Source organism: Dyadobacter sp. (assembly GCF_039919315.1).
Taxonomy (GTDB): domain Bacteria; phylum Bacteroidota; class Bacteroidia; order Cytophagales; family Spirosomataceae; genus Dyadobacter.
This window is the reverse complement of sequence record NZ_JBDSFX010000026.1, coordinates 40,373-60,288: the sequence shown is the minus strand read 5'-3', so window position 1 is coordinate 60,288 and position 19,916 is coordinate 40,373. Positions and strand designations below refer to the sequence as shown.

19 protein-coding genes are annotated in these 19,916 nt (G+C 43.6%); 10 read left to right on the top strand and 9 right to left on the bottom strand.

The features are described from left to right. Positions 1-3: 3 nt before the first annotated feature. On the bottom strand, positions 4-510 hold the full coding sequence (locus ABIO93_RS07835) for a cupin domain-containing protein (protein WP_348066226.1): 507 nt from the start codon (positions 508-510) through the stop codon (positions 4-6). A gap of 143 nt (positions 511-653) precedes the next feature. Between ABIO93_RS07835 and nudK the strand changes: the two genes are divergently transcribed. Next, a complete protein-coding gene (gene nudK, locus ABIO93_RS07830) occupies positions 654-1,235 on the top strand; it encodes a GDP-mannose pyrophosphatase NudK (RefSeq protein ID WP_348066224.1) in 582 nt (193 codons plus the stop codon). A gap of 50 nt (positions 1,236-1,285) precedes the next feature. On the opposite strand, the gene ABIO93_RS07825 is transcribed toward nudK, so the two are convergent. The 3 genes from ABIO93_RS07825 to ABIO93_RS07815 form a co-directional block, all read right to left on the bottom strand. After that, complete coding sequence (locus ABIO93_RS07825) at positions 1,286-1,612, bottom strand: YtxH domain-containing protein (RefSeq protein WP_348066222.1); 327 nt, start codon at positions 1,610-1,612, stop codon at positions 1,286-1,288. Positions 1,613-1,760: 148 nt separating this feature from the next. Continuing rightward, a complete protein-coding gene (locus ABIO93_RS07820) occupies positions 1,761-2,492 on the bottom strand; it encodes an SIMPL domain-containing protein (protein ID WP_348066220.1) in 732 nt (243 codons plus the stop codon). Between the two features lie 229 nt (positions 2,493-2,721). Next, the gene (locus ABIO93_RS07815) at positions 2,722-3,156 is read right to left on the bottom strand and encodes a MarR family transcriptional regulator (RefSeq protein WP_348066218.1); all 435 of its coding nucleotides are present in this window, start codon (positions 3,154-3,156) and stop codon (positions 2,722-2,724) included. A gap of 239 nt (positions 3,157-3,395) precedes the next feature. Here ABIO93_RS07815 and ABIO93_RS07810 point away from each other — a divergent pair, with 239 nt between their 5' ends. The 6 genes from ABIO93_RS07810 to ABIO93_RS07785 all read left to right on the top strand — a co-directional run bounded on the left by ABIO93_RS07810 (position 3,396) and on the right by ABIO93_RS07785 (position 9,486). Next, positions 3,396-5,252 (top strand): M12 family metallo-peptidase, encoded by a 1,857-nt coding sequence (locus ABIO93_RS07810; RefSeq protein ID WP_348066216.1) that lies wholly within the window; start codon positions 3,396-3,398, stop codon positions 5,250-5,252. 5 nt (positions 5,253-5,257) lie between these two features. Further along, the gene (locus tag ABIO93_RS07805) at positions 5,258-5,845 is read left to right on the top strand and encodes a hypothetical protein (protein ID WP_348066214.1); all 588 of its coding nucleotides are present in this window, start codon (positions 5,258-5,260) and stop codon (positions 5,843-5,845) included. 147 nt (positions 5,846-5,992) lie between these two features. Further along, the gene (locus ABIO93_RS07800; protein WP_348066212.1) at positions 5,993-6,490 is read left to right on the top strand and encodes a hypothetical protein; all 498 of its coding nucleotides are present in this window, start codon (positions 5,993-5,995) and stop codon (positions 6,488-6,490) included. 71 nt (positions 6,491-6,561) lie between these two features. Next, the gene (locus ABIO93_RS07795) at positions 6,562-7,470 is read left to right on the top strand and encodes a glycosyltransferase family 2 protein (RefSeq protein WP_348066210.1); all 909 of its coding nucleotides are present in this window, start codon (positions 6,562-6,564) and stop codon (positions 7,468-7,470) included. Positions 7,471-7,488: 18 nt separating this feature from the next. After that, entirely contained in the window at positions 7,489-8,022 is a 534-nt protein-coding gene (locus ABIO93_RS07790) for a dTDP-4-dehydrorhamnose 3,5-epimerase family protein (protein ID WP_348066208.1), read from the top strand. 21 nt (positions 8,023-8,043) lie between these two features. Next, positions 8,044-9,486 carry a lipopolysaccharide biosynthesis protein gene (locus tag ABIO93_RS07785; RefSeq protein ID WP_348066206.1) on the top strand — a complete coding sequence of 481 codons (1,443 nt, stop codon included), beginning with the start codon at positions 8,044-8,046 and terminating at the stop codon, positions 9,484-9,486. A 56-nt stretch (positions 9,487-9,542) separates the two neighbouring features. Here ABIO93_RS07785 and ABIO93_RS07780 read toward each other — a convergent pair whose 3' ends face one another. From ABIO93_RS07780 to rpsU, 3 genes are all read right to left on the bottom strand, one after another. Beyond that, on the bottom strand, positions 9,543-12,128 hold the full coding sequence (locus tag ABIO93_RS07780; protein WP_348066204.1) for a phosphoenolpyruvate carboxylase: 2,586 nt from the start codon (positions 12,126-12,128) through the stop codon (positions 9,543-9,545). A gap of 66 nt (positions 12,129-12,194) precedes the next feature. After that, the gene (locus tag ABIO93_RS07775) at positions 12,195-13,067 is read right to left on the bottom strand and encodes a tyrosine-type recombinase/integrase (protein ID WP_348066202.1); all 873 of its coding nucleotides are present in this window, start codon (positions 13,065-13,067) and stop codon (positions 12,195-12,197) included. A 105-nt stretch (positions 13,068-13,172) separates the two neighbouring features. Then, positions 13,173-13,367: a 30S ribosomal protein S21 gene (gene rpsU / locus ABIO93_RS07770; protein ID WP_026629542.1), complete on the bottom strand. Its 195-nt coding sequence runs from the start codon at positions 13,365-13,367 to the stop codon at positions 13,173-13,175. Between the two features lie 157 nt (positions 13,368-13,524). On the opposite strand from rpsU, the gene ABIO93_RS07765 reads away from it, so the two are divergent. The 3 genes from ABIO93_RS07765 to ABIO93_RS07755 all read left to right on the top strand — a co-directional run bounded on the left by ABIO93_RS07765 (position 13,525) and on the right by ABIO93_RS07755 (position 17,855). Further along, complete coding sequence (locus tag ABIO93_RS07765) at positions 13,525-14,460, top strand: phosphatase (protein WP_348066200.1); 936 nt, start codon at positions 13,525-13,527, stop codon at positions 14,458-14,460. 83 nt (positions 14,461-14,543) lie between these two features. Beyond that, positions 14,544-17,117, top strand: coding sequence for a zinc-dependent metalloprotease (locus ABIO93_RS07760; protein ID WP_348066198.1), 2,574 nt, complete (start codon positions 14,544-14,546; stop codon positions 17,115-17,117). Between the two features lie 51 nt (positions 17,118-17,168). After that, positions 17,169-17,855, top strand: a complete 687-nt coding sequence (locus ABIO93_RS07755) for a peptidoglycan DD-metalloendopeptidase family protein (protein WP_348066197.1) — start codon at positions 17,169-17,171, stop codon at positions 17,853-17,855. Positions 17,856-17,875: 20 nt separating this feature from the next. Here the strand turns inward: ABIO93_RS07755 and ABIO93_RS07750 are convergent, their stop codons facing one another. Both ABIO93_RS07750 and ABIO93_RS07745 read right to left on the bottom strand, forming a co-directional pair. Continuing rightward, positions 17,876-19,105 (bottom strand): MFS transporter, encoded by a 1,230-nt coding sequence (locus ABIO93_RS07750; RefSeq protein ID WP_348066195.1) that lies wholly within the window; start codon positions 19,103-19,105, stop codon positions 17,876-17,878. Positions 19,106-19,128: 23 nt separating this feature from the next. Then, positions 19,129-19,881 (bottom strand): SDR family NAD(P)-dependent oxidoreductase, encoded by a 753-nt coding sequence (locus ABIO93_RS07745; RefSeq protein ID WP_348066193.1) that lies wholly within the window; start codon positions 19,879-19,881, stop codon positions 19,129-19,131. Positions 19,882-19,916: the final 35 nt, after the last annotated feature.

Below are 19,916 nucleotides of genomic sequence, written 5' to 3'. Positions count from 1 at the left end.
CTCTTACAGTCTGGTCAGTTCCCGAATGAGCTCTTCAAATTCCGGGAACTGGCTTTGTAATATTACTCTGTCGGCCATTTCGAAATCCTGAAAGTCAAAACCTGGGGCTACCGTGCAGCCTACCAGCGAATAATCGCTTCCCTTTGCGGGGCGGGAGCCAAACCATGTTCCGGCGGGTACCAAAGCCTGAAACGTCTCGCCTTTCTCGGGATCATTGCCTAGTTTGATCACTTCCAGCTCTCTGGTGTCAGGATCAATCACGAAAATTTCCAGCGCTGCTCCCGCATAAAAATGCCACATTTCGTCTGATTGAATCCGATGGAATGCTGAAAAATTGTGAGTCTCCAGTAAAAAATAGATCCCGGTGGAAAACGAGCGGTCGCCTGTAAACCGCTCAGGTAATGCCTGCTGGCCTATTACTTCGCTTGAACGGTAAGTCTCCGCGTAGTAGCCTCCTTCCGGGTGAGGTTGTAACTGGTATTTTTCAATCCAATAATTTGCTGGCTTCATAGTCGAAAAAGATGATGGCCAATTTACACCGGAAAGCCGGTTAATCATTTATAGTGCTAATCTATGCGCTTCAATGTTGGCAAATTTACAGTTGATTCGTACATTTGATCAAAATTAATCTTAAATGATCAAATTCAATCATCATGAACAATAGGGTTAGCATCGTCAATGAGGAAGTTTTGTCTGACAACTGGTACACTTTAAGAAAATATACTTTCGATTATCAGCGTCATGACGGAAACTGGGAACGCCAGAGCCGTGAAGCGTATGACCGTGGTAATGGGGCTGTCATTCTGTTATACAATGCTCAAAAACAGACTGTTATTCTAACTCAGCAGTTTAGGCTACCCACTTACACCAACGGTAATCACACCGGCATGCTGATAGAGGCTTGCGCCGGGTTGCTTGATAAAGACAATGCGGAGGATTGCATTAAAAGAGAGGCCGAAGAGGAAACCGGCTACAAACTTAGCTCAGTCAGGAAGATTTTTGAGGCTTACATGTCTCCCGGTTCAGTAACTGAAATACTGTACTTTTTTGTAGCTGAATACGCCGACGATATGAAGGTTAGCGATGGTGGCGGATGTGAAACGGAGCAGGAGAATATCGAAGTGATGGAGATCCCATTCACAAAAGCCATTGAAATGGTAGCAAGCGGAGAAATCAGGGACGCGAAAACCATTATGCTGATTCAGTATGCACAGCTGAATAGATTGCTGGTGTAGCCTTATAAACATTGCCTTCCTGATCGCGCAGGAAGACAATGCTTGGTATATTACGAAATTGGATCTGGCGTAGGAGTTACCTCAGCGTCAGTAGTGGCGCCTTTGCCTCCCACAAATTTTTCATACAAATCTTTAAAGAATGCCTCGGCATCCGGAAAATTGCTTTTCAACGTGTCAGCACCTTTTGCTTTCAGTTCTTCAAAGTATTCCGGCACTTTATCAATAGTCCCCTCGGCTTCCGATTTCAGGTTATTGGCTTTCGTTTTCAGATCTTCCAAAAGCTTCCCTCCCTCTTCGCTTTGAAGGTATTTATGTGCTGCCACTCCTGCGGCTGCACCAAGAATAAATGTGGCCAGGTGTTTTCCGTTTACGCTCATGATTTCCAGTTACTTAGTTTGAGATTTTAATTTAAAGATACTGATGCTTTGTTACAAAAGAAAGCCTTCACATATCAACCTTTCACCGTCAAAAAACTGTGCCCAACCTTTTTGGGTCGGGCGCTGAGCGTCGGTCGCTTATCATGGCCTATTTTATTTCAAAAGCGGCTTGCATGCGGTAGCTTATCTTGATTTTCTGGTATTGAACATCGCTGTCAGCTGCCACATCCGCCGATTCTGCCTGGGCAAAAGCTCTTACATTCTTTGCAAAAACAGGTTGCGGAAAATACAGATTTTCATCCAGCTCTTTAATCTCCAGTACTTTTCCAAGTTTCTGGTCGAGAGAAGCTACGAGGTACGTCGCCTTCTCCTTCGCCGCTTTTAATGCGTCAATTTTGACCTGCTTTTTGAATTCCTCTTTTTTGGAATGGTCAACCCGGGATACATTGGCATACTGAACGCCCCTGCTTTCCACTTTGGATAAAATTCCATCCAGTTTCTCTACGCTGCTTACTTTCAGCTCATACTGCTTGGCTTCCAGGAACGTGGCCGGTTTTTTCTTTTTGTCGGTATAATTCTGATAACCTCCCACCCCGCTTACAGATAGCGATTCTTTCGGTAACCCCGCATCAGCAATCGCTTTGATCAGCTGCTTTTCAAGGGTACTGATCACGACCTTATCCTTTTGGTTTTTCTCGTCTTCAAAATATTCCCGAAGCGAAATGTTAAAATAAATCTCATCGGGAACGACTTCAATTTCGGCAAATCCGGCAACTTCAATGGTAGGGACCTGGATTAGCTGTTCGGAACGTACCTGAGAAAATGCAGGCGATAAAACAGAAGCGACCAGCATGGAACTGAGCAAAACGAATTTTTTCATGGCTTAAAAATGGTAATAAATGAAAACTATAAACACGTAAAACTGACAACCGTCAGCATGTTCAACGTATCGTTTAGATGTAAAAATATACCGAAGGTTTAAGGGCGCATCCATAATTGTGGCTATCGCACTACCTCATTCTACCACTTGAAGGCAAATAAAAAGTGGAAGTATAATCCTAACCGGTTGTTATACTTCCACTTAAATCAAATGAACATTTTCTAAAATTTCAGGTAAAATTCTGGTAGATAGAATCCATAATTCTCACGAAATGCTGATAATCTGAGTCGCTGAGGCTCCCCCATCCTTTTCGGCGAATATCTGCCACAATCGGAAACGCTTGATTATAGGTCGTTTGCCCATTTTTAGTGAGAAAAAGGTTAAATTTTCTGCGATCACCGGCCGCAGGTCCACGTTCCACCAATCCTTTTTTTTCAAGCAGATCAATGATTCGCGTCACAGTGGGTGGATCTTTGAAAGTCATTTCTGCCAGCTCATTTTGGCTTATTCCTTGTTTTCGAAAAATATGGTCAATCAGAACCCATTGGTCAACCGTCAGATCAAAACCTGCCTCGGTTAATTGCTTCTGCAAAGCATTACGAATCTTCTTGATAGTCGTATCTATTTTAAAAAAATAGGCACGCTGATCCGAATGATGTGTCATGTGGAGAAATGTTGAAGTTTATCTATTGAGTTACCGGTATAAGCCCATCCAACAATTCGTCTACTAATAATTGCAAGGAAAATTATCAAAAAAACAATCTTGTCCAATGCTAACCTGCCGTTGGTCCTCAAATAGCCGCCTGTCGATCATTGTTGCCAAAATAATTTTGTCAATCAAAGAAATAATAGAACATTTCAAAAGAACTAGTACAGTCATCAGCACACTAAACATTTATTACAATGCAGAAATTACTTACCGCTTATGTCAAGACAATCCTAAGTCTAATTCTTCTTCTTTCCATAAGCATCACACGCTCCTCCGGCCAGACGGATCCATTTATACGGGTCGCGCCCACTGACGGGATTCCCGACAATGCAGATATGAGTGCTTACAAACTCCGGCTCCGCAAAAATCCGAACCTTGCGCGATACGATTTCATCAAGCTTAACCCGTTGGCGGAGTCGCAAAGAGACGGCATTCTTGCATTGGATATTCCCGGTAAACAAAACCCGATCATCGCGGAAGCCAGCCACGTTGAATACCAATCCGAAACCGACTACGAATGGATAGGCAAAACCGACGAAGACCGCGGAACAGTCATCATTATATCCAAAGCAGGCAGGGTCTGCGCTCACATTTCTACGCCCGAAGGTGTGTACGAAATCTTTCCCGCGCCGGGAGGTTTGTACTGCTTGCAGGAGATTGACATGACGGCGGCCGGTGATGTAGGTTGCGTGACTACTGGCGGTGGAAGAAGTGGAGGTAGGATGAATGCAGGAGCCACAGAGACACATTACGAAGATGACATCAAGTCACAAAGTAATGCCAAAATGCAGCCATGTCAGCCGCTTGTCAATCCTCGGGTGCTGGTGCTTTATACGCCGAATGCGTTGGCATTGGCAGGAAGCATTCAGGCAATTTCAGATCAGGCAAATTTATCAATAGCTCAATTCAATAGTTGCATTTATAACAGTGGGATAACCAGTAATGCGGTATTGACTTTGGCCGGAGTAGTACTGCTGAATTTTATTGAGAAGGATAATAGCATGACACAAGACGTTACCGACTTACCTGGAAATGTAAGTGCTCAAAATCTGCGTAATCAATATCAAGCAGATTTAATTGTCCTTTACACAAATGGTGGTTACGGAGCCAGAGGCGCAACTGCTGAGCCATTCAACAACAATTCAACTGCATATTCTATTGTCCAAATTTTAAATTCGGTGACAAATAAGACTTTCGCGCATGAAGTTGGTCACATTTATGGGTGTAGGCACGATAATGAATCGGGCAATCCTCAGTACGCACAGGGATATAACATAAAGAACGGTTTAGGGATTGTGATTGATAGAACCGTAATGAGTAACAACACAAATGATGGAAGCAATCGATTACTAAATTTCTCAAATCCGAACATCTCAGTAGGAGGAAAGCCCACTGGCACTAACGCTGATAACAACAATTCCAAGCGGGTCGGCGAAACGCATATAGGCGTCGGTAATTTCAGACCTAATCCAAATCCACCATTTGTTGCCTATCTGGACGGTCCAACATATGTTACTACCCAAGGTGGAAAAAACTATGAATTAACATACAGCTGCGGCAATGCACCATACTCTTTCGTTTGGGAATATAGTTATGACGGCATAAATTATACCACCTCCAATATCACAACCGACATCTTTACTTGGTATTTTTATCAGAATCAAAAGATATATCTTAAAGGAACAGTTGTCGGAAATGGACAAGCAACCACCGCCTTTATTGCAATAACTGCCCAAATGCCCAGTCCGTATAAAAAAGGAGTTTTAGAAGAAAATTCAATTGGGTTTGATAATACCACGTTAAATGCGGCTCCAAACCCTGGCTCAAAATTGATGCATATCAGCTATAATCTTAAAACAGAGGCACAGGTCAGATTAGAAATTGCAAACCAAGCTGGTCAAATTGTTGCAACACTTGTTTTAGACGAGAAAGAAACAAAAGGATTTCACTCTCATGAATGGATAACAAATAACATTGCCACTGGTTCTTATTTTATCCACTTGAAAGCTGGTCAGTTTCAAGAGAGTAAACAAGTAGTCGTTAGTCATTAATGCTTATGCTTAGGAGCAAAATCATACAAATAATTGTAACCCTGGCTGTTATCGCGTGTGACTTCGGCCGGGTTCATCCTCCTACAAATCCTTCCTTAGGGACTTTGACAGTAAAGCTGAATGGTAAGAAATGGAATAAGATATATAAAAATGCGTATCAGGTTGTACAGTGTGCCGTAATTCCTCCTTCTACTTCCTTTCCTTGCGCCAAGGAACACATCGATCTCTTATCTGAACTATATTCATCAGAGGGTTATCTGCGTCAGCAACTCTACTTCATTAAAATTCCAATAGCCGTTGGTAGATATCCCATTGTTCCCTCAATTCAATTTCATTGTAGCGAAGACGACCCAGTTTATGGAAATCTTTTTACTATCAAGCAGGATGGAGATGTAGTAGGAGAATTTTATAACACGTTAACAGGGCCCGACAACTATATACAGATTGATGAATTTAATTGCGATACCAAAGAAATAAAAGGCCACTTTCAGCTAACGCTATTAATTGAAAAACGCGGTGATATTCCCGCACTTTCAGACACATTGCATTTTACCGAGGGAAAATTCCATACTAAGGTCATCGACATTTATTAGTCATTCAAATCAGACAAATATGTTTCGAAAATGAATACCTACAATTCAAAATTCCAGCGCCCAATCCAAATTGTGCTATCAGCCATTATGTTCTCCTTCATTGCTTGCGAACGTGGTAGCGTAGTTCCATTAAACTCATGGGGATACATGAAAGCCAAAGTGAATGGAAGGGATTGGCAGAAAACGTATAGTAATGCATACCAAACCGTTCGCGGCTCCACCACAAAGCCAGATTTTGCAAACTGTTTTATAAAAAGTATTTACATTTATTCGATGCTTCAAGATTCCGAAGGGGTACTCCAACAAATACTGGGTTTTGGAAAAATCCCCCCTAAACCAGGCCGCTATAAAGTTATTCCTTACAACGAAACCACTTGTAAGGATTCGCTTTCTGTCAATGCATCGCTTGAAACCTTTATCGATGAAGATATATTTCGAGATCGATACGACCTTTTGCCCCTAGAAGAAAATTACCTTCAACTAAATGAATATCAGGAAAATGGCAGTATGGAAGTTAAGGGCACTTTCAGCGTTTCCTTTGTTTTACGTTCCAAGAGATATCCCAATTCCTATGAAGATACCCTCCGTTTTACCAATGGCCGATTCCACACCAAAATAGTAATCCCGGTGAAACGACATTTGTAAAAATCCGTCATCTCACAGCATCTTAATGACTGATTTGCAGTAAGATTGCTCGAACGGCTTCTTTTTAGTCCATGAAAAGTCCGGTCATTTCCATTGTTACTGCAACCTATAATCGCAGTAATATCCTGGCATACTCCATTCAATCCGTTCTGAACCAAACGTTTGTCGATTGGGAGTTGATCATCGTCGGCGATTGCTGCACGGATGATACTGAGGCTGTGGTAGCCGGTATTAATGACCCAAGGGTTACATTTACCAATTTAAAAGAGAATTTTGGCGAGCAGTCAGAACCTAACAATGTGGGCTTAAGACTGGCTAAGGGCAATTACATTGCTTTTCTGAATCACGACGATCTGTGGTTTCCGGATCATCTCGAATTCTCGTTGAATTTCCTAAAAGCCAATGACGCGGACCTTGTACTAGCCGCCGGATTTATTGATCATCACGAAGAAAAACACCTTTCCATCCTCAGTGGGGTCATTTCTGAAAAATACGGCTATCATCCTTCTCAGGTTTTTGTACCGGCTTCCAATTGGTTGCTGCATAAAGAATTTGTCCAGGAAGTGGGTTTCTGGCGGCCGGGGAAAGACCTGTATCTGGTACCTTCACACGATTGGCTCAAACGGGTGTATGAGGCAGGCAAGCGCATCTTACCTACTAAGCATTTTACAGTGATCGCAATTCCTTCCAGCTCCCGCAAAAATGCGTACAGTGAGAGGCATTTCTACGAAAACAGCTATTACTCCGATCAACTTAAAAACAACCCTCAGTTCCGGGAACAGCTGGCTACCAAGGCATTGTATAACTGTTTTGAGCAAATTTATTATGACGAAAATACTTATTACTGGCGGTTCTTTACAAAAAAAATACAAGCATTATTTATAAAACTGGGGTTAAATACCATAGAATTTAATGTCAGACGAAATTTTGGAAAAGGTGGCTTATTACTCAACTATCGAAAAAAAAGAGGACTGAATTAACGTAAATTATTTACTCAAATGTTACAAACTTCGAAATGGGGCATTGACGGTGCGATCAAAGACCCCAAGAGTATCACGGCGCAATGGAATCCGTCCAACATTAAGTTCATAGATGGTGTTTCTGTAAAGGAAGTGAAAAACGTCATCAAAAATAATGGCTACCTAACCGAGATATACAGGCAGGACTGGGAACTGGACGACTTATCCGTAGCACAAATATTCCAGGTTTCACTCAACCCGAAGGGTATTTCAGCCTGGCATGCACATGAAATTACGACCGACCGCATTTTTGTCAATACCGGCTCTATTAAAGTCGTGTTATATGATGCCCGCGAGGAATCACCTACTTATGGACAGATCAATGAATTCCGATGTGGCGAATTGCGGCCCATGCTCATCATTGTACCTCCGAGAGTATGGCACGGCGTTCAGAATTACACCAGCGAACCCGCCGCATTACTTAATATTGTGGATAAAGCTTACCAGTACGACGATCCGGACCATTGGAGAATTCCCTTGGATTCACCGGAAATACCTTATACATTCTCATAATTATACCTTGACATTGAGGAATTGGCTGACGAAGGTTTAGATAGTTTTGAGAATTCTCTTTTTTCCAGCATCCGGTGGAACCTGATCTTATCATTCGGAGGACAACTCACTGGTGTTGCTTTTACGTTGATTTTGAGTCGCTTACTTGAACCTAACGATTTCGGGGTCATGACGGCAACATTGGCTTTTGTCGGGCTGATCGAAACATTTGGATCTTTGGGAAGTGCGTCGGCCCTCACGCAAAGGCAGGTGTTGTCCGACCGCTTTTATTCGGCGGTAATGCTCATTGCCGGGACTTCTGCTTTATTTATGATGCTCGTAGTTTGGCTTAGCTCACCCTATATCGCTTCTTTTTATCAAAATCCTGATCTTGAAAGTGCTTTTTTTCTTCTGAGCCTTACCATACCTCTCCAATTTTTGGAAACGTTTCCATTGGCTGAGCTACAAAGGCGACTGTTATTTGAAAAGATCGCAGTCACCTCTTTTTTCGGTATAGTCATTTCCGGGATCGTGTCTGTGTATCTCGCCTATGCTGGTTATGGTTGGGTTGCACTGGTCGTCAGACTTTTGCTGGCACAAGGCGTCAGGACATTTTATTTTTGCTTCATTGCCTGGCCGAAATTCAAATTTGACCCTGCCATTAAAGAAGTAAAAGAACTGGTTAACTACGGCGTTCCTCAATCCATGTCTCAGTTTATGTTGCTATTTGGGAGGCGCATTGATGATATTTTAATCGGGAAATGGATGGGAACGGGGACGCTTGGCATTTACAGTTTGGCGTACAGCCTCTATATGTGGCCAATTTCCAACATTAAAGGCCGGATTTCTCAGGTTGTATTCGCAGCTCTTTCAAAAGTTCAACAGGATCCGGTAGCCATGAGCTATCACTATCTGAAAGTAGTTTCGCTCGCTACATTAATTGCCTTTCCCATCATTTTCGGATTTGCTTCCGTGTGTGACCTGGCTGTTCCGATTGTTATGGGAGAAAAATGGCTTCCGGCTATTCCGGTGCTCCGCATACTGGGCGTGGCGTCGCTTTTTGAAATTTGCGTTTTTCCGGGAGCTATTTTTCAGGCCGTCGGAAAAACTAAAACTTACCTGAAAATCATTACAATTACCCGGATCATTGCGGTCTCAGGTATTTTGGTCGGAATTAACTTTGGACTGGAAGGCGTGGCAGAAAGTGTAGTTGTGACCAGCTTCATCAGCTTCTTCATTCACAATTATTTTGTGGGAAGCCTTATTCCATTAACTAATATCGCGATCATGAAGATTATTACTAAAAATGCTTTTCCAGCCATCGTAATGCTGCTTTTGGTTCTATTATTCCGCTTCGCATTAGGGCAATACTTTACCCCTGTTTATCAATTGGTCACCGCCATTCTACTCGGCGGAACATTTTATGGGGCATTCATTAAAAAATTTCACCCCGAATTATTTACCAAACCGGAGGTTAACGAATAAAAAAGGCACCGGTGATCGGAATCACCAGTGCCTTACGCTCTATTATATTTTAACTTCTAAGCTGAATTGCGCGCAGCGTTAATAATTCCAAACATTGCTCTCATAATCAGCTGATTGTATGTTTCCACATCCACTTGGAGCTTCGCAGGATCTCCTGCCAGCATTTGCAAGGCGTACTGCTGAATGGTGATCAGGGGAAGCACGATACGTTCGCGCGTTTTGATCGATACCTTCGTTACATTATTACTGTCAAGCAGTTCTTTTTGCCCTGATACTTCAAGCAATAGCTCTCTTGTAAGTAAAAACTCATTGTACATTTTATCCCAGAACTCCGTGTAATCCTCCTCATCGCGAAGGTACTTGGTGGCAGGGAAAAACGCTTTGGACAATGATTGCATGGAGTTTTCGATCAGTGTCCTGAAGAACAATGACCTTTTATAAAGCTGCTTGATATCTTCCGTTTTGTCGATCTTCGCCAACTCCTGAATAGCAGACCCGAACCCGTAAAAACCTGGTACATTCTGCTTCATCTGTGCCCATGAGCCTACAAAAGGAATTGCACGCAAGTCTTCAAATTTCAATCCCTCATCATCATTGCCACGCTTGGTAGGGCGGCTTCCAATGTTAGTCTGGCCGTAGAAGCGCAATGGTGTCTTCTTATCCAGGTATTTCACGAACATTGGATGATTTTTGAGATCGAGATAAGAGTTATAGGCGATTACTGCCATATCCTCAATCAAAACTTTATCTTCCGCGCTCAATTCGTCTTCTACCCGGTTCCCTCTGAACAAATGGTTTTCCAAACCAGCCGTAAACAACCTTTCCAGGTTGTACATAGCCGTGGTTACAGTTCCATAATTCGAGCTGATCGTCTGTCCCTGAACAGTTAACTGAATTTCTTTATCCTCAATGTCCGAGCCAAGCGATGAATAAAAATTGTGATTGTTACCACCACCACGTGCAGGAGGCCCTCCGCGACCATCGAAAAACGTGACTTTGATCCCAAACTCGCGGGAAACTTTCGTCAGCTCTTCCTTTGCCCGGTAAATAGACCAGTTTGCACGAAGGTAACCACCATCTTTGGTACCGTCCGAAAACCCTACCATGATCGTCTGGTGGTTTTCGCGGTTTTCCAAATGCGTGCGGTAGTAGTCGCTTTCGTACAGCGTCCGCATAATGTCAGGCGCATTCGCAAGGTCATCCACTGTTTCGAAAAGAGGAACTACATCCAGAGCCAGTTTGCCGTCTTCGTCAGCGATCAGATTTTTCGCGAGCGATACTACCTGCATAACATTTAATGCCGAGGTATTATTGCTGATTACGTAACGGTGAGCACCTTTCTCTCCATTCCTGGCCTGGATAGTCTTAATGGCCCGAATTGAGCCGAGAATATCTTTGGTAAGCGGATCTTCGTAGTCTTCGTCTCTCAAAGGAATGTTAAGCGACAAAAGCAGATCAATTTTTTTGGCTTCATCCCAGCTTTCATAATCACTGTATTTCAGCAGAGGGATCTTCTTTTCCAGCCTTTTCAATATATCTTCCCAAGCTTTGGCATGTTTACGGCTATCCTGCCGCACGTCCAAACTAGCGAAGAAGAAGCCGAAAATATTCAGCTTCAATATAAAATTATCAAGTAGTTCAACAAAAAGTCCCTGATGCTTGCTCACAAGCACTTCTCTCGCTTTCAGCAATTCATCGATCAGCTCCTGCGCATTTTCATAGCCTTCTTCAAACGGCCCGAAAATCGTGCTGTTCATTTTTTTCTCGGCCAGCGAAACCGCATCGTCCACTCCTTTGAAAGTCAACCGGCGTTTCAACTGACGCAAATCGCGGTAGTATCCTCTCAGCAACGTTTCTCTCAGTCTCGCAGCAACTTGTAATGTGATTTCGGGGTTCACAAACGGATTACCGTCGCGGTCACCGCCGGGCCAAAATCCAAGTCTGAAAAGATTAGGATACTGCCAGTCATGCACACTCATTCCCAGCCCATTGATCAGTTTTTCGAGAATGGAGGGAATGGCATCGTAATATACATTTTCCAAAAACCAGCAAAGGCTCACCGCTTCATCGAAAGGCGTTGGCTTCTCATGGTTGATAAATGCAGTCTTGCCCAATTGCAACAGCAGCTGATTTACTTCCGTAAAATCGTTTTCCTTGATCGCATCTTCCAGGTCATTGATAATCCCCAAAACCTTTCCCGAATAAAACTGGGTAGGATGCGCCGTAAGCACTATGCGTACACTGAAATCTTCCAGCTTCGTCAGGAGTTTTTTCTTCAACTCATCATTATCCAGACGCTCGGTCAGGTAAGTTACCGAACCTTTCCCGGTCAGATCATGCGTTTGATCGAATGCTGCATCCTCTACTGAATCGAAAAGAACAACCTGTCTCTCAATGTATTGGATAAAAGCAAAAAGCAAATCCGCCCGTTCTTTTGGCGTCGCCGTTTCCAGAAGCTCTGAAAAAAAGTGTTCAATGATTTCTTTGGGGGACTTGCCCTCCTGAAATCCTGTCTCACTTTGCTGGGTAAGTATGGGAAGTAACGAACCTGTCTGAAAAATACCGCGATACGGCAAACTCAGGAAAAGGCTATTGAAAATATTGTACTTCGTTACAACTGCGTCCTGGAAACTGTTATTCATATGGGAGTGACGAAATTATATTTTGAAATCTGCAATGGAGGCAAATATACTTCTAAAAAATGGGTTTCAGGCCTTTGGATGGGCTTGTTGATGCGTTTTTTTAAGCTTTTCAATGGAGTTGTGCGTGTAGATCTGCGTAGCCGCCAGATTAGCGTGTCCGAGAAGTTCTTTAATTGCATTCAGATCTGCGCCCCGGTTTAGCAAATGCGTGGCGTAAGTATGACGTAAAACGTGGGGGCTTTTCTGAGAAAGCGTGGTGACGGCGGATAAGTATCTTTTAACTGTCCGCTGGATCAAAACGGGATAAGCCTCTTTCCCGGAATCGGTTATAATCAATGCGTCCACGCCTTCCAGCGGGGCCCTTTGTTCCAGGTATTTTCGCAGCAAAACGATTAATGTTGTTGAAATCGGCACGATCCGCTCCTTGGCCCTTTTACCAAAAACCCGAATCGTTCGTCCGGCCAGATCCAGGTCCTTTTCTTCCAGACCGATGAGTTCTGCAAGCCGGATACCACTGCCATAAAGGAGTTCCAGAATGACACGGTCTCGGATTCCTGCGAAGTCATCTGTAAATGTATCTGCCTCAAACAGCATTTCCATGGCCTTTTCTTCCACAAATGCCGGCAGCTTTTTGCGGGTTTTTAATGCCGAGAGAATTTTGGTAGGATCGTCGCTAATGTGTTTTTTTCGTCTCAAAAATCCATAATAAGCTCGAAGAGATGCTATTTTTCGATTAATAGAGGAAGGATTAAGGCCTTCTTCCATTAAACTGACAACCCAGGAGCGCAACATAGGAGATGTCGCAGATTCCGGCGCTTTAATATCATATTGGAAAAGCAGGTATTTCTGAAACTGGTCCAGATCAGTCTCATATGACTTGACTGTGTGAACGCTGGACCGTTTTTCAAACTTCAAAAATTCCAGAAATGCGGTTATCATAGGCCTAACATACGAAAAAGAGCCGTCTAACACAAGACAGCTCTTTTTCATATGGAATGGATATAATAATCCTATCGAAATCTTTCAGAAAGCAATTCCGGAGAACTAGTCTTCTAAATGACCGTAAGTTTTTTCTTTGTAAACGGCACGCAGAACTTCGAAACGACGTCTAACAGATGGTTTTTCGAAAGCAGTACGAGCACGAAGCTGGCGCATTGTACCAGTTCTTTCAAATTTTTTCTTGTAACGCTTAAGAGCGCGGTCAATCGATTCGTTGTCTTTAATGTTTATAATAAGCATGCTTATAAAAAATAATGTTCTTTGAATTGGTTTCTGAAATCGGACTGCAAAGAAAAGCTTTATCAAACAGAAAATCAAGAAATAAGTCATTAATATTAGGTTATTTTTGCAATCATTGCACTGAGAGGAAACCCATTAACAGATTAAACAGCCCGATATGAGCTCGCGACTGGGAATTATTGACTTAGGAACAAATACTTTTCATCTGCTGATCGTCGATAAAAACGCGGGAAGCTTTACTAGTATTTTTCATGAAAGCAGGCCAGCGAGGATTGGTTTGGGCGGAATAAACAAGCGGATCATCACGCCGGAAGCAATAGACCGGGCAATGGATGTTCTGCTATATTTTCGGGAAAAACTGGATTCATTTAATGTTGAACCTGAAAATACATTTGCATTCGGAACCAGTGCCATTAGAAATGCGGATAACAAAACTGACTTTTGCGCTCAGATCCTTACCAAAACAGGCATTGACATTACCGTAATCGACGGAAACAGGGAAGCCGAATACATTTACTATGGAGTCAGAAATGGTGCCGACATTGGACATTCGCCCTCACTCATTATGGATATCGGTGGCGGAAGCGTCGAATTTATCATTGGCAATCAGTCTCAGATCTTCTGGAAACAAAGCTTCGAGATAGGTGGTCAGCGACTGATGGAAAAATTCATGCGTAACGATCCATTGTCGCAGTCAGACAGAAAGAACCTATATAATCATTTCGAAGAAAACCTGATTCCCCTTGCCAATGCGGTACATCAGTATGCTCCTGAAAAATTGGTCGGTTCGTCCGGTACATTCGATACATTAATCGACATTGATTTTCATCACCGCACCAGTGACTGGCCATCCCGGAAACAGACTGATTTTGAATTACCCATCGAAGAATTTTACCGTATTTACGCGCTGATACTCTCCGGAAATCATGCCGAAAGAATGGACATCCCCGGAATGATCGAATTGCGCGTCGATATGATCGTGGTTGCAGTGTGCCTGATCGATTATGTCCTGAAAAGCCATGGAATCCGGAAATTGCAGGTATCCAGTTATGCCTTAAAAGAAGGCGTTCTCGCCGAATTAATGTCAAAATAATTAAGTTACCGCTAACGTATTATTCGCTCGCACTGTAATGCCAGTTGTTATTTTTGTAATTCAGTTTTTATCAAACCAACTCTATGAGATTAATACGCTACCTTCTTATCACGGGACTCGTTTTCCTGTATGTGAATGACGCTCAGGCGCAAAGAAAAAAAAAGAAACAGGAAGACATCAAGATTGACAAAGCCGTCGATGCAGTTGCGACGGCGGTGAAAGACAAGCTGAAAGACGACAAAAAGAAAGGCCCCAAAGCCTTCAAAGATCTGATCGACACCAGTGCGGTGAGCCAGAAAGGGATGATCTCAGTCCACAAAATGGATGAAAAGTGGTATTTCGAGATCCCTGATTCATTACTTGACCACGACATTATGGCCGTTACACGCTACTCTAAAACGGCAGCGGGTGGAGGGATTTTTGGTGGAGAAGAAGTAAACAGGCAAATGATCCGCTGGGAAAAAGGAATGGACAACAATTTGCTGCTGCGTTCGGTAACCATCGTTGTGGCCAGCCCGGACAGCACCAAACCCATTTTTCAAGCCGTAAAAAATTCCAATTCTGACCCCATCATCGGCGTTTTTGATATCAAAGCCGTCAAAAAAGATCCGGGTGCAAAATCATCCGTTATTGAGGTAACGGATTTTTTTAATGCAGATAACCAGGTGTTTTCGCTCAGCTCGATCAGTAAGCAATTATTAAAACTGACTGCGTTCAAAAAAGAAGCTTCCTACATAGAAAAAATCAGTTCCTACCCGATTAATACTGAAATCAGGACCGTAAAGACATTTTCAGTTGCACCCCAGTTGCTGACAACCACGCCGGTTCCGTCTATCGGTCAATACCTGCCATCAGGACTGGATGCGGGTGTGGTTACATTTGAAATGAATACTTCCTTGATCCTGCTTCCTGAAAAACCAATGCGTAAAAGGATCTTTGACAGCCGGGTAGGGTATTTTGCAAACCAATATGCGGTGTTCGGAGAAGAATCTCAACGATCTGACACTGAGGTGTTCGCGGTGAGATGGAGATTGGAACCTAAAAATGCAGAAGATGCAAAGCGTCAAAAGAATGGTGAACTGATCGAACCTAAGAAACCCATCATTTATTATATCGACCCGGCAACTCCTGAAAAATGGCGCAAATATTTGAAAGCAGGTGTAGATGACTGGCAGGCTGCGTTTGAGAAAGCAGGATGGAAAAACGCCATTCGAGGTGAGTACTGGCCCGAAAAAGATACTACTATGAGCCTGGAAGATGCGCGCTATTCCGTGATCCGTTACTTCGCGGCTGATATACAGAATGCCTACGGCCCTAACGTTCACGATCCAAGAAGCGGTGAAATTTTGGAAAGCCACATTGGCTGGTACCATAACGTCATGCGGCTGCTCCGGAACTGGTACATTATCCAGGCTGCGGCAGTGGATCCAAATGCACGTAAAAAGAAATTTGATGATGAATTGATGGGCCAGCTGGTACGTTTTGTGTCTTCGCACGAAATCGGTCACACGCTCGGCTTACGTCATAACATGGGCGCTAGCTCGGCCACACCCGTTGAAAAATTGCGTGATAAAGCTTGGGTAGAGCAGCACGGACATACCTCGTCGATCATGGACTATGCGCGTTTCAATTACGTGGCGCAGCCGGAAGATGGTGTTACTAATCTTTTCCCAAGAATAGGCGATTACGACAAATGGGCCATTCAATGGGGATATTCCAATTTTACGGACGCCAAAGATGTGGCGGCTGAGAAAGCATTGCTCAACAACCTGACGAAGGAAGCGTATAAGGATGTTCGACTGCATTTTGGAACTGAGATCAGTCCGTACGACCCTCGCTACCAAACGGAAGATTTGAGTGACAATGCCATGAAAGCTTCTGAATATGGTATTAAAAACCTAAAAAGGATCATCCCAAATCTGATTGAATGGAGCAAGGAGGATGGTGAAAGTTATAAGGAGCTTGATGAAATTTATGGTAATGTCGTCACGCAATATCGTCGCTACCTGGGTCATGTGATCAAGAACGTCGGTGGCATTTACGATACGCCGACTACCTACGACATGGATGGTTCTACTTTCACGACCGTACCAAAAGCTACTCAGAAAGACGCTATTGATTTTTTAAATACGCAGTTATTCAAAACACCGGTATGGTTGCTCGACCAGAATATCCTAAGCAAGATCAAGCCGGAGTCGGGTGTTGAGGCTATTAAAGCTTTACAGGAATATACATTAACGTCTCTCTTTGCGGGCGACAGGGCTGTCAGATTGATGGAAACGGGTCTTTCTGCGAAAAACTATACGCTGGATGATCTTTTTACAGATCTTGAAAATGGCATATGGTCGGAGGCGAAAACGGGTAAAAGCATTGATCTGTATCGTAGAAACTTGCAAAAGGTGTATGCCGAAAAGTTAATCGATTTACTGAAACCTGGCAAGGCGAATGTGTTGTCGGTGCCGGTGGGTATTACTTACGGCTTCTCAACAAGAGTCGTTGAACTGGAAAAAACCGATTTACCTTCTGTGGCTAGAGCACATTTGGAAAGCCTGAAAACAACTTTACAGGGAGCAATAGCAAGAAATACCGATAAAAATACCAAGTACCACTTGCAGGATGTGCACCAGCGAATCAAACAAGCGTTGGATCCGAAATAAATAAAACTTGCCAAGTCTTCGAGACTTGGTAAGTTCCTTTTTTATCAACCCATGGCCACTCTCAAACAGTTACTTCTGAAACATACCGAATTCGCTGCAGTTATCCGAAATGAGAAACCTTACCGAAGACTGGATTTCTCTGCGAATAACCATGAATTGCTGCGAAGGGACTTTTCGGAAACAGATATTTTTTCAAAATATATTTTCGAAGAAATGCTTTCCGGAAATACGTTCACCGGCATCGGTGGCTATGGGGAAGACCGCGTTATTTACAGGCATAGGAAGCATTTTACATCGGAAGAGGAAAACCCCAGGAGCATTCACCTGGGTACGGATATATGGGCCGGGGCGGGCGAGGCTATTTATGCGCCTTTGAATGGCATCGTGTATAGTTTTGCCTTCAATGATCACTACGGCGACTACGGGCCAACCATTATTTTAAGTCACGAATTGGAGGACATTAAATTCTTCACTCTTTACGGACATTTATCGCTATCGTCACTAGACGGCCTTTTCGAAGGGAAAAGCATTGCTGCCGGTGAAAAATTTGCTGAAATAGGACCTTACCCCGAAAATGGTGACTGGCCGCCGCACCTTCATTTGCAGATCATTAGTGATATCGGTTCCTACCTCGGCGATTTTCCAGGAGTAAGCAGCATTAAGGACCGCGAACATTATGTATCCATTTGCCCTGATCCTAATTTGATTTTGAGAATTGGTGAGAATGGGGTGATTTGAAAAAATTCAGTCCAGCCTAATCAACCCTTCCCCTTCTCCAAATTAGGCAAAAACCCCGTCAACAAGCCAATTAACGGCAAAAACGAACAAATACGAAAAACGTATTCAATGCTGGTCTGATCGGCCAGGCTTCCTAATATTGCCGAACCAATTCCCGCGATGCCGAAAGCGAATCCGAAAAACAAGCCTGCGATCATTCCGACTTTACCTGGAATCAGTTCCTGAGCGTATACCAGAATGGCTGAAAAAGCAGACGACAATATCAATCCAATCACGCAGCTCAACACGCCTGTCCAGAACAGATTAACATAGGGAAGCAGTAATGCGAAAGGAGCGGCGCCCAGAATTGAAATCCAGATAACATACTTACGGCCAATACGATCACCAACTGGGCCACCAATGAAGGTACCAGCCGCCACCGCGAACAGAAATGCGAAAAGGTATATCTGCGAACTTTGAATGGACACTCCAAACTTATCGATCAGGTAAAAAGTGAAATAGCTAGAAATGCTGCTCATATAAATGTATTTCGAGAAAATGAGCAGCAGCAGAATGGATATGGCAAATATAACCTGCCCTTTTGAAAGGTGCGTGTCCTGTTTAACAACGCTACCAGCCTTTTTAACCACATTTTGAGCTAGATTTTGCTTATACCAGCCCCCTACCCATGATAAAATCACGATCGCCAGCAGTGCCACCAGTGAAAACCAGATGATCTGAAACCTGCCATACGGTAGTAAGATCAATGCAGCCAGCAAAGGCCCAAGCGAGCTACCCGCGTTCCCTCCTACCTGGAAAAGCGACTGTGCCATCCCATGCTTTCCGCCCGACGCCATACGTGCGACGCGGGAAGCTTCCGGATGAAAGACTGCGGACCCGATACCTATCAAGCCGACAGATACCAGTACAATATTGAAACTATTAGCGAGAGACAAGGAAATCAACCCTAGTAACGTAAAGCACATCCCAACAGCCAGCGCGTACGGCTGTGGCCTTTTATCAGTATACGAGCCTACCAATGGTTGAAACACCGACGCGCTAATCTGGAAAGTAAAAGTAATGAGGCCGATCTGTGAGAAACTTAATTGAAATGAGTCCTTCACCATTGGGTAAATGGACGGGATCAGGGATTGCATGGTATCGTTCAGCAAATGCGAGAAACTCAATGCTAACAATATAGGAAATACTGTTTGTGAGGCAGTGAGCGACGCAGCAGTGTCGGCGGCAGCACCTTCGTTGAAAGTTTTCATAAGCAATAAAAACCGGAAAAGGTCTATTTCCGGTGAATGGTTGTTGCGGCTGACTGAGCACCCGCAAGAATGGTAATATCTGCGATGGTTACGCGATCAGGTGCATTAATTGCATAAAAAATAGCATCCGCAATGTCGCTAGCCTGCAATGGATCAAAACCCTGATATACTTTTTCAGCACGGTTTTCGTCCCCTTTAAACCTCACCAAAGAAAATTCAGTTTCAACTGCGCCCGGCGCAACGTTGGTTACCTTGATTCCATGCTGTGTCAGTTCGAGCCGCATTCCTTCGCTCAGCACTTCCACAGCCGCTTTTGACGCACAATAAACCGCGCCGTTGGCATAGGTCTGTTTGCCTGCAATGGAACTGATATTGACGATATGACCTTTTCCACGTTCCAATAATAATGGGATAACAGCTTTGGAGACGTAAAGTAACCCTTTGACATTTCCGTCGATCATTGCATCCCAATCGTCCGTATCACCTTCATCCAGCGACCCCATGCCGTGTGCATTGCCAGCATTATTGATCAATATGTCAATGTTTTTCCATTCGTCCGGTAGTGAGCCTATCATGGCCAGCACCGCGCCTTTGTCGCGGACATCAAAAATCAATGTGGTTACTTTTGCTTTGGAAGCGAGGGTTCCAGCGACTTCATCGAGCCGGTCTTTACGACGGCCACAAAGGATAAGGTCAATGCCGGCATCAGCGAAAATTTCAGCAGTTGCCTTTCCAATTCCGGAAGTAGCTCCGGTAATCAATGCAATTCGGGACATTACAAATTATTAATGCGTTACTATAAAATGAGCAG

Coding starts and splice junctions, on each gene's coding strand:
- ABIO93_RS07750 (WP_348066195.1), bottom strand. CDS start 19,105: ATGAAAACTTTCAACGAAGGTGCTGCCGCCGACACTGCTGCGTCGCTC.
- ABIO93_RS07765 (WP_348066200.1), top strand. CDS start 13,525: ATGAGCTCGCGACTGGGAATTATTGACTTAGGAACAAATACTTTTCAT.
- ABIO93_RS07810 (WP_348066216.1), top strand. CDS start 3,396: ATGCAGAAATTACTTACCGCTTATGTCAAGACAATCCTAAGTCTAATT.
- ABIO93_RS07820 (WP_348066220.1), bottom strand. CDS start 2,492: ATGAAAAAATTCGTTTTGCTCAGTTCCATGCTGGTCGCTTCTGTTTTA.
- ABIO93_RS07755 (WP_348066197.1), top strand. CDS start 17,169: ATGGCCACTCTCAAACAGTTACTTCTGAAACATACCGAATTCGCTGCA.
- ABIO93_RS07760 (WP_348066198.1), top strand. CDS start 14,544: ATGAGATTAATACGCTACCTTCTTATCACGGGACTCGTTTTCCTGTAT.
- nudK (WP_348066224.1), top strand. CDS start 654: ATGAACAATAGGGTTAGCATCGTCAATGAGGAAGTTTTGTCTGACAAC.
- ABIO93_RS07835 (WP_348066226.1), bottom strand. CDS start 510: ATGAAGCCAGCAAATTATTGGATTGAAAAATACCAGTTACAACCTCAC.
- ABIO93_RS07805 (WP_348066214.1), top strand. CDS start 5,258: ATGCTTAGGAGCAAAATCATACAAATAATTGTAACCCTGGCTGTTATC.
- ABIO93_RS07775 (WP_348066202.1), bottom strand. CDS start 13,067: ATGATAACCGCATTTCTGGAATTTTTGAAGTTTGAAAAACGGTCCAGC.
- ABIO93_RS07800 (WP_348066212.1), top strand. CDS start 5,993: ATGAAAGCCAAAGTGAATGGAAGGGATTGGCAGAAAACGTATAGTAAT.
- ABIO93_RS07825 (WP_348066222.1), bottom strand. CDS start 1,612: ATGAGCGTAAACGGAAAACACCTGGCCACATTTATTCTTGGTGCAGCC.
- ABIO93_RS07780 (WP_348066204.1), bottom strand. CDS start 12,128: ATGAATAACAGTTTCCAGGACGCAGTTGTAACGAAGTACAATATTTTC.
- ABIO93_RS07795 (WP_348066210.1), top strand. CDS start 6,562: ATGAAAAGTCCGGTCATTTCCATTGTTACTGCAACCTATAATCGCAGT.
- ABIO93_RS07790 (WP_348066208.1), top strand. CDS start 7,489: ATGTTACAAACTTCGAAATGGGGCATTGACGGTGCGATCAAAGACCCC.
- ABIO93_RS07815 (WP_348066218.1), bottom strand. CDS start 3,156: ATGACACATCATTCGGATCAGCGTGCCTATTTTTTTAAAATAGATACG.
- ABIO93_RS07745 (WP_348066193.1), bottom strand. CDS start 19,881: ATGTCCCGAATTGCATTGATTACCGGAGCTACTTCCGGAATTGGAAAG.
- rpsU (WP_026629542.1), bottom strand. CDS start 13,367: ATGCTTATTATAAACATTAAAGACAACGAATCGATTGACCGCGCTCTT.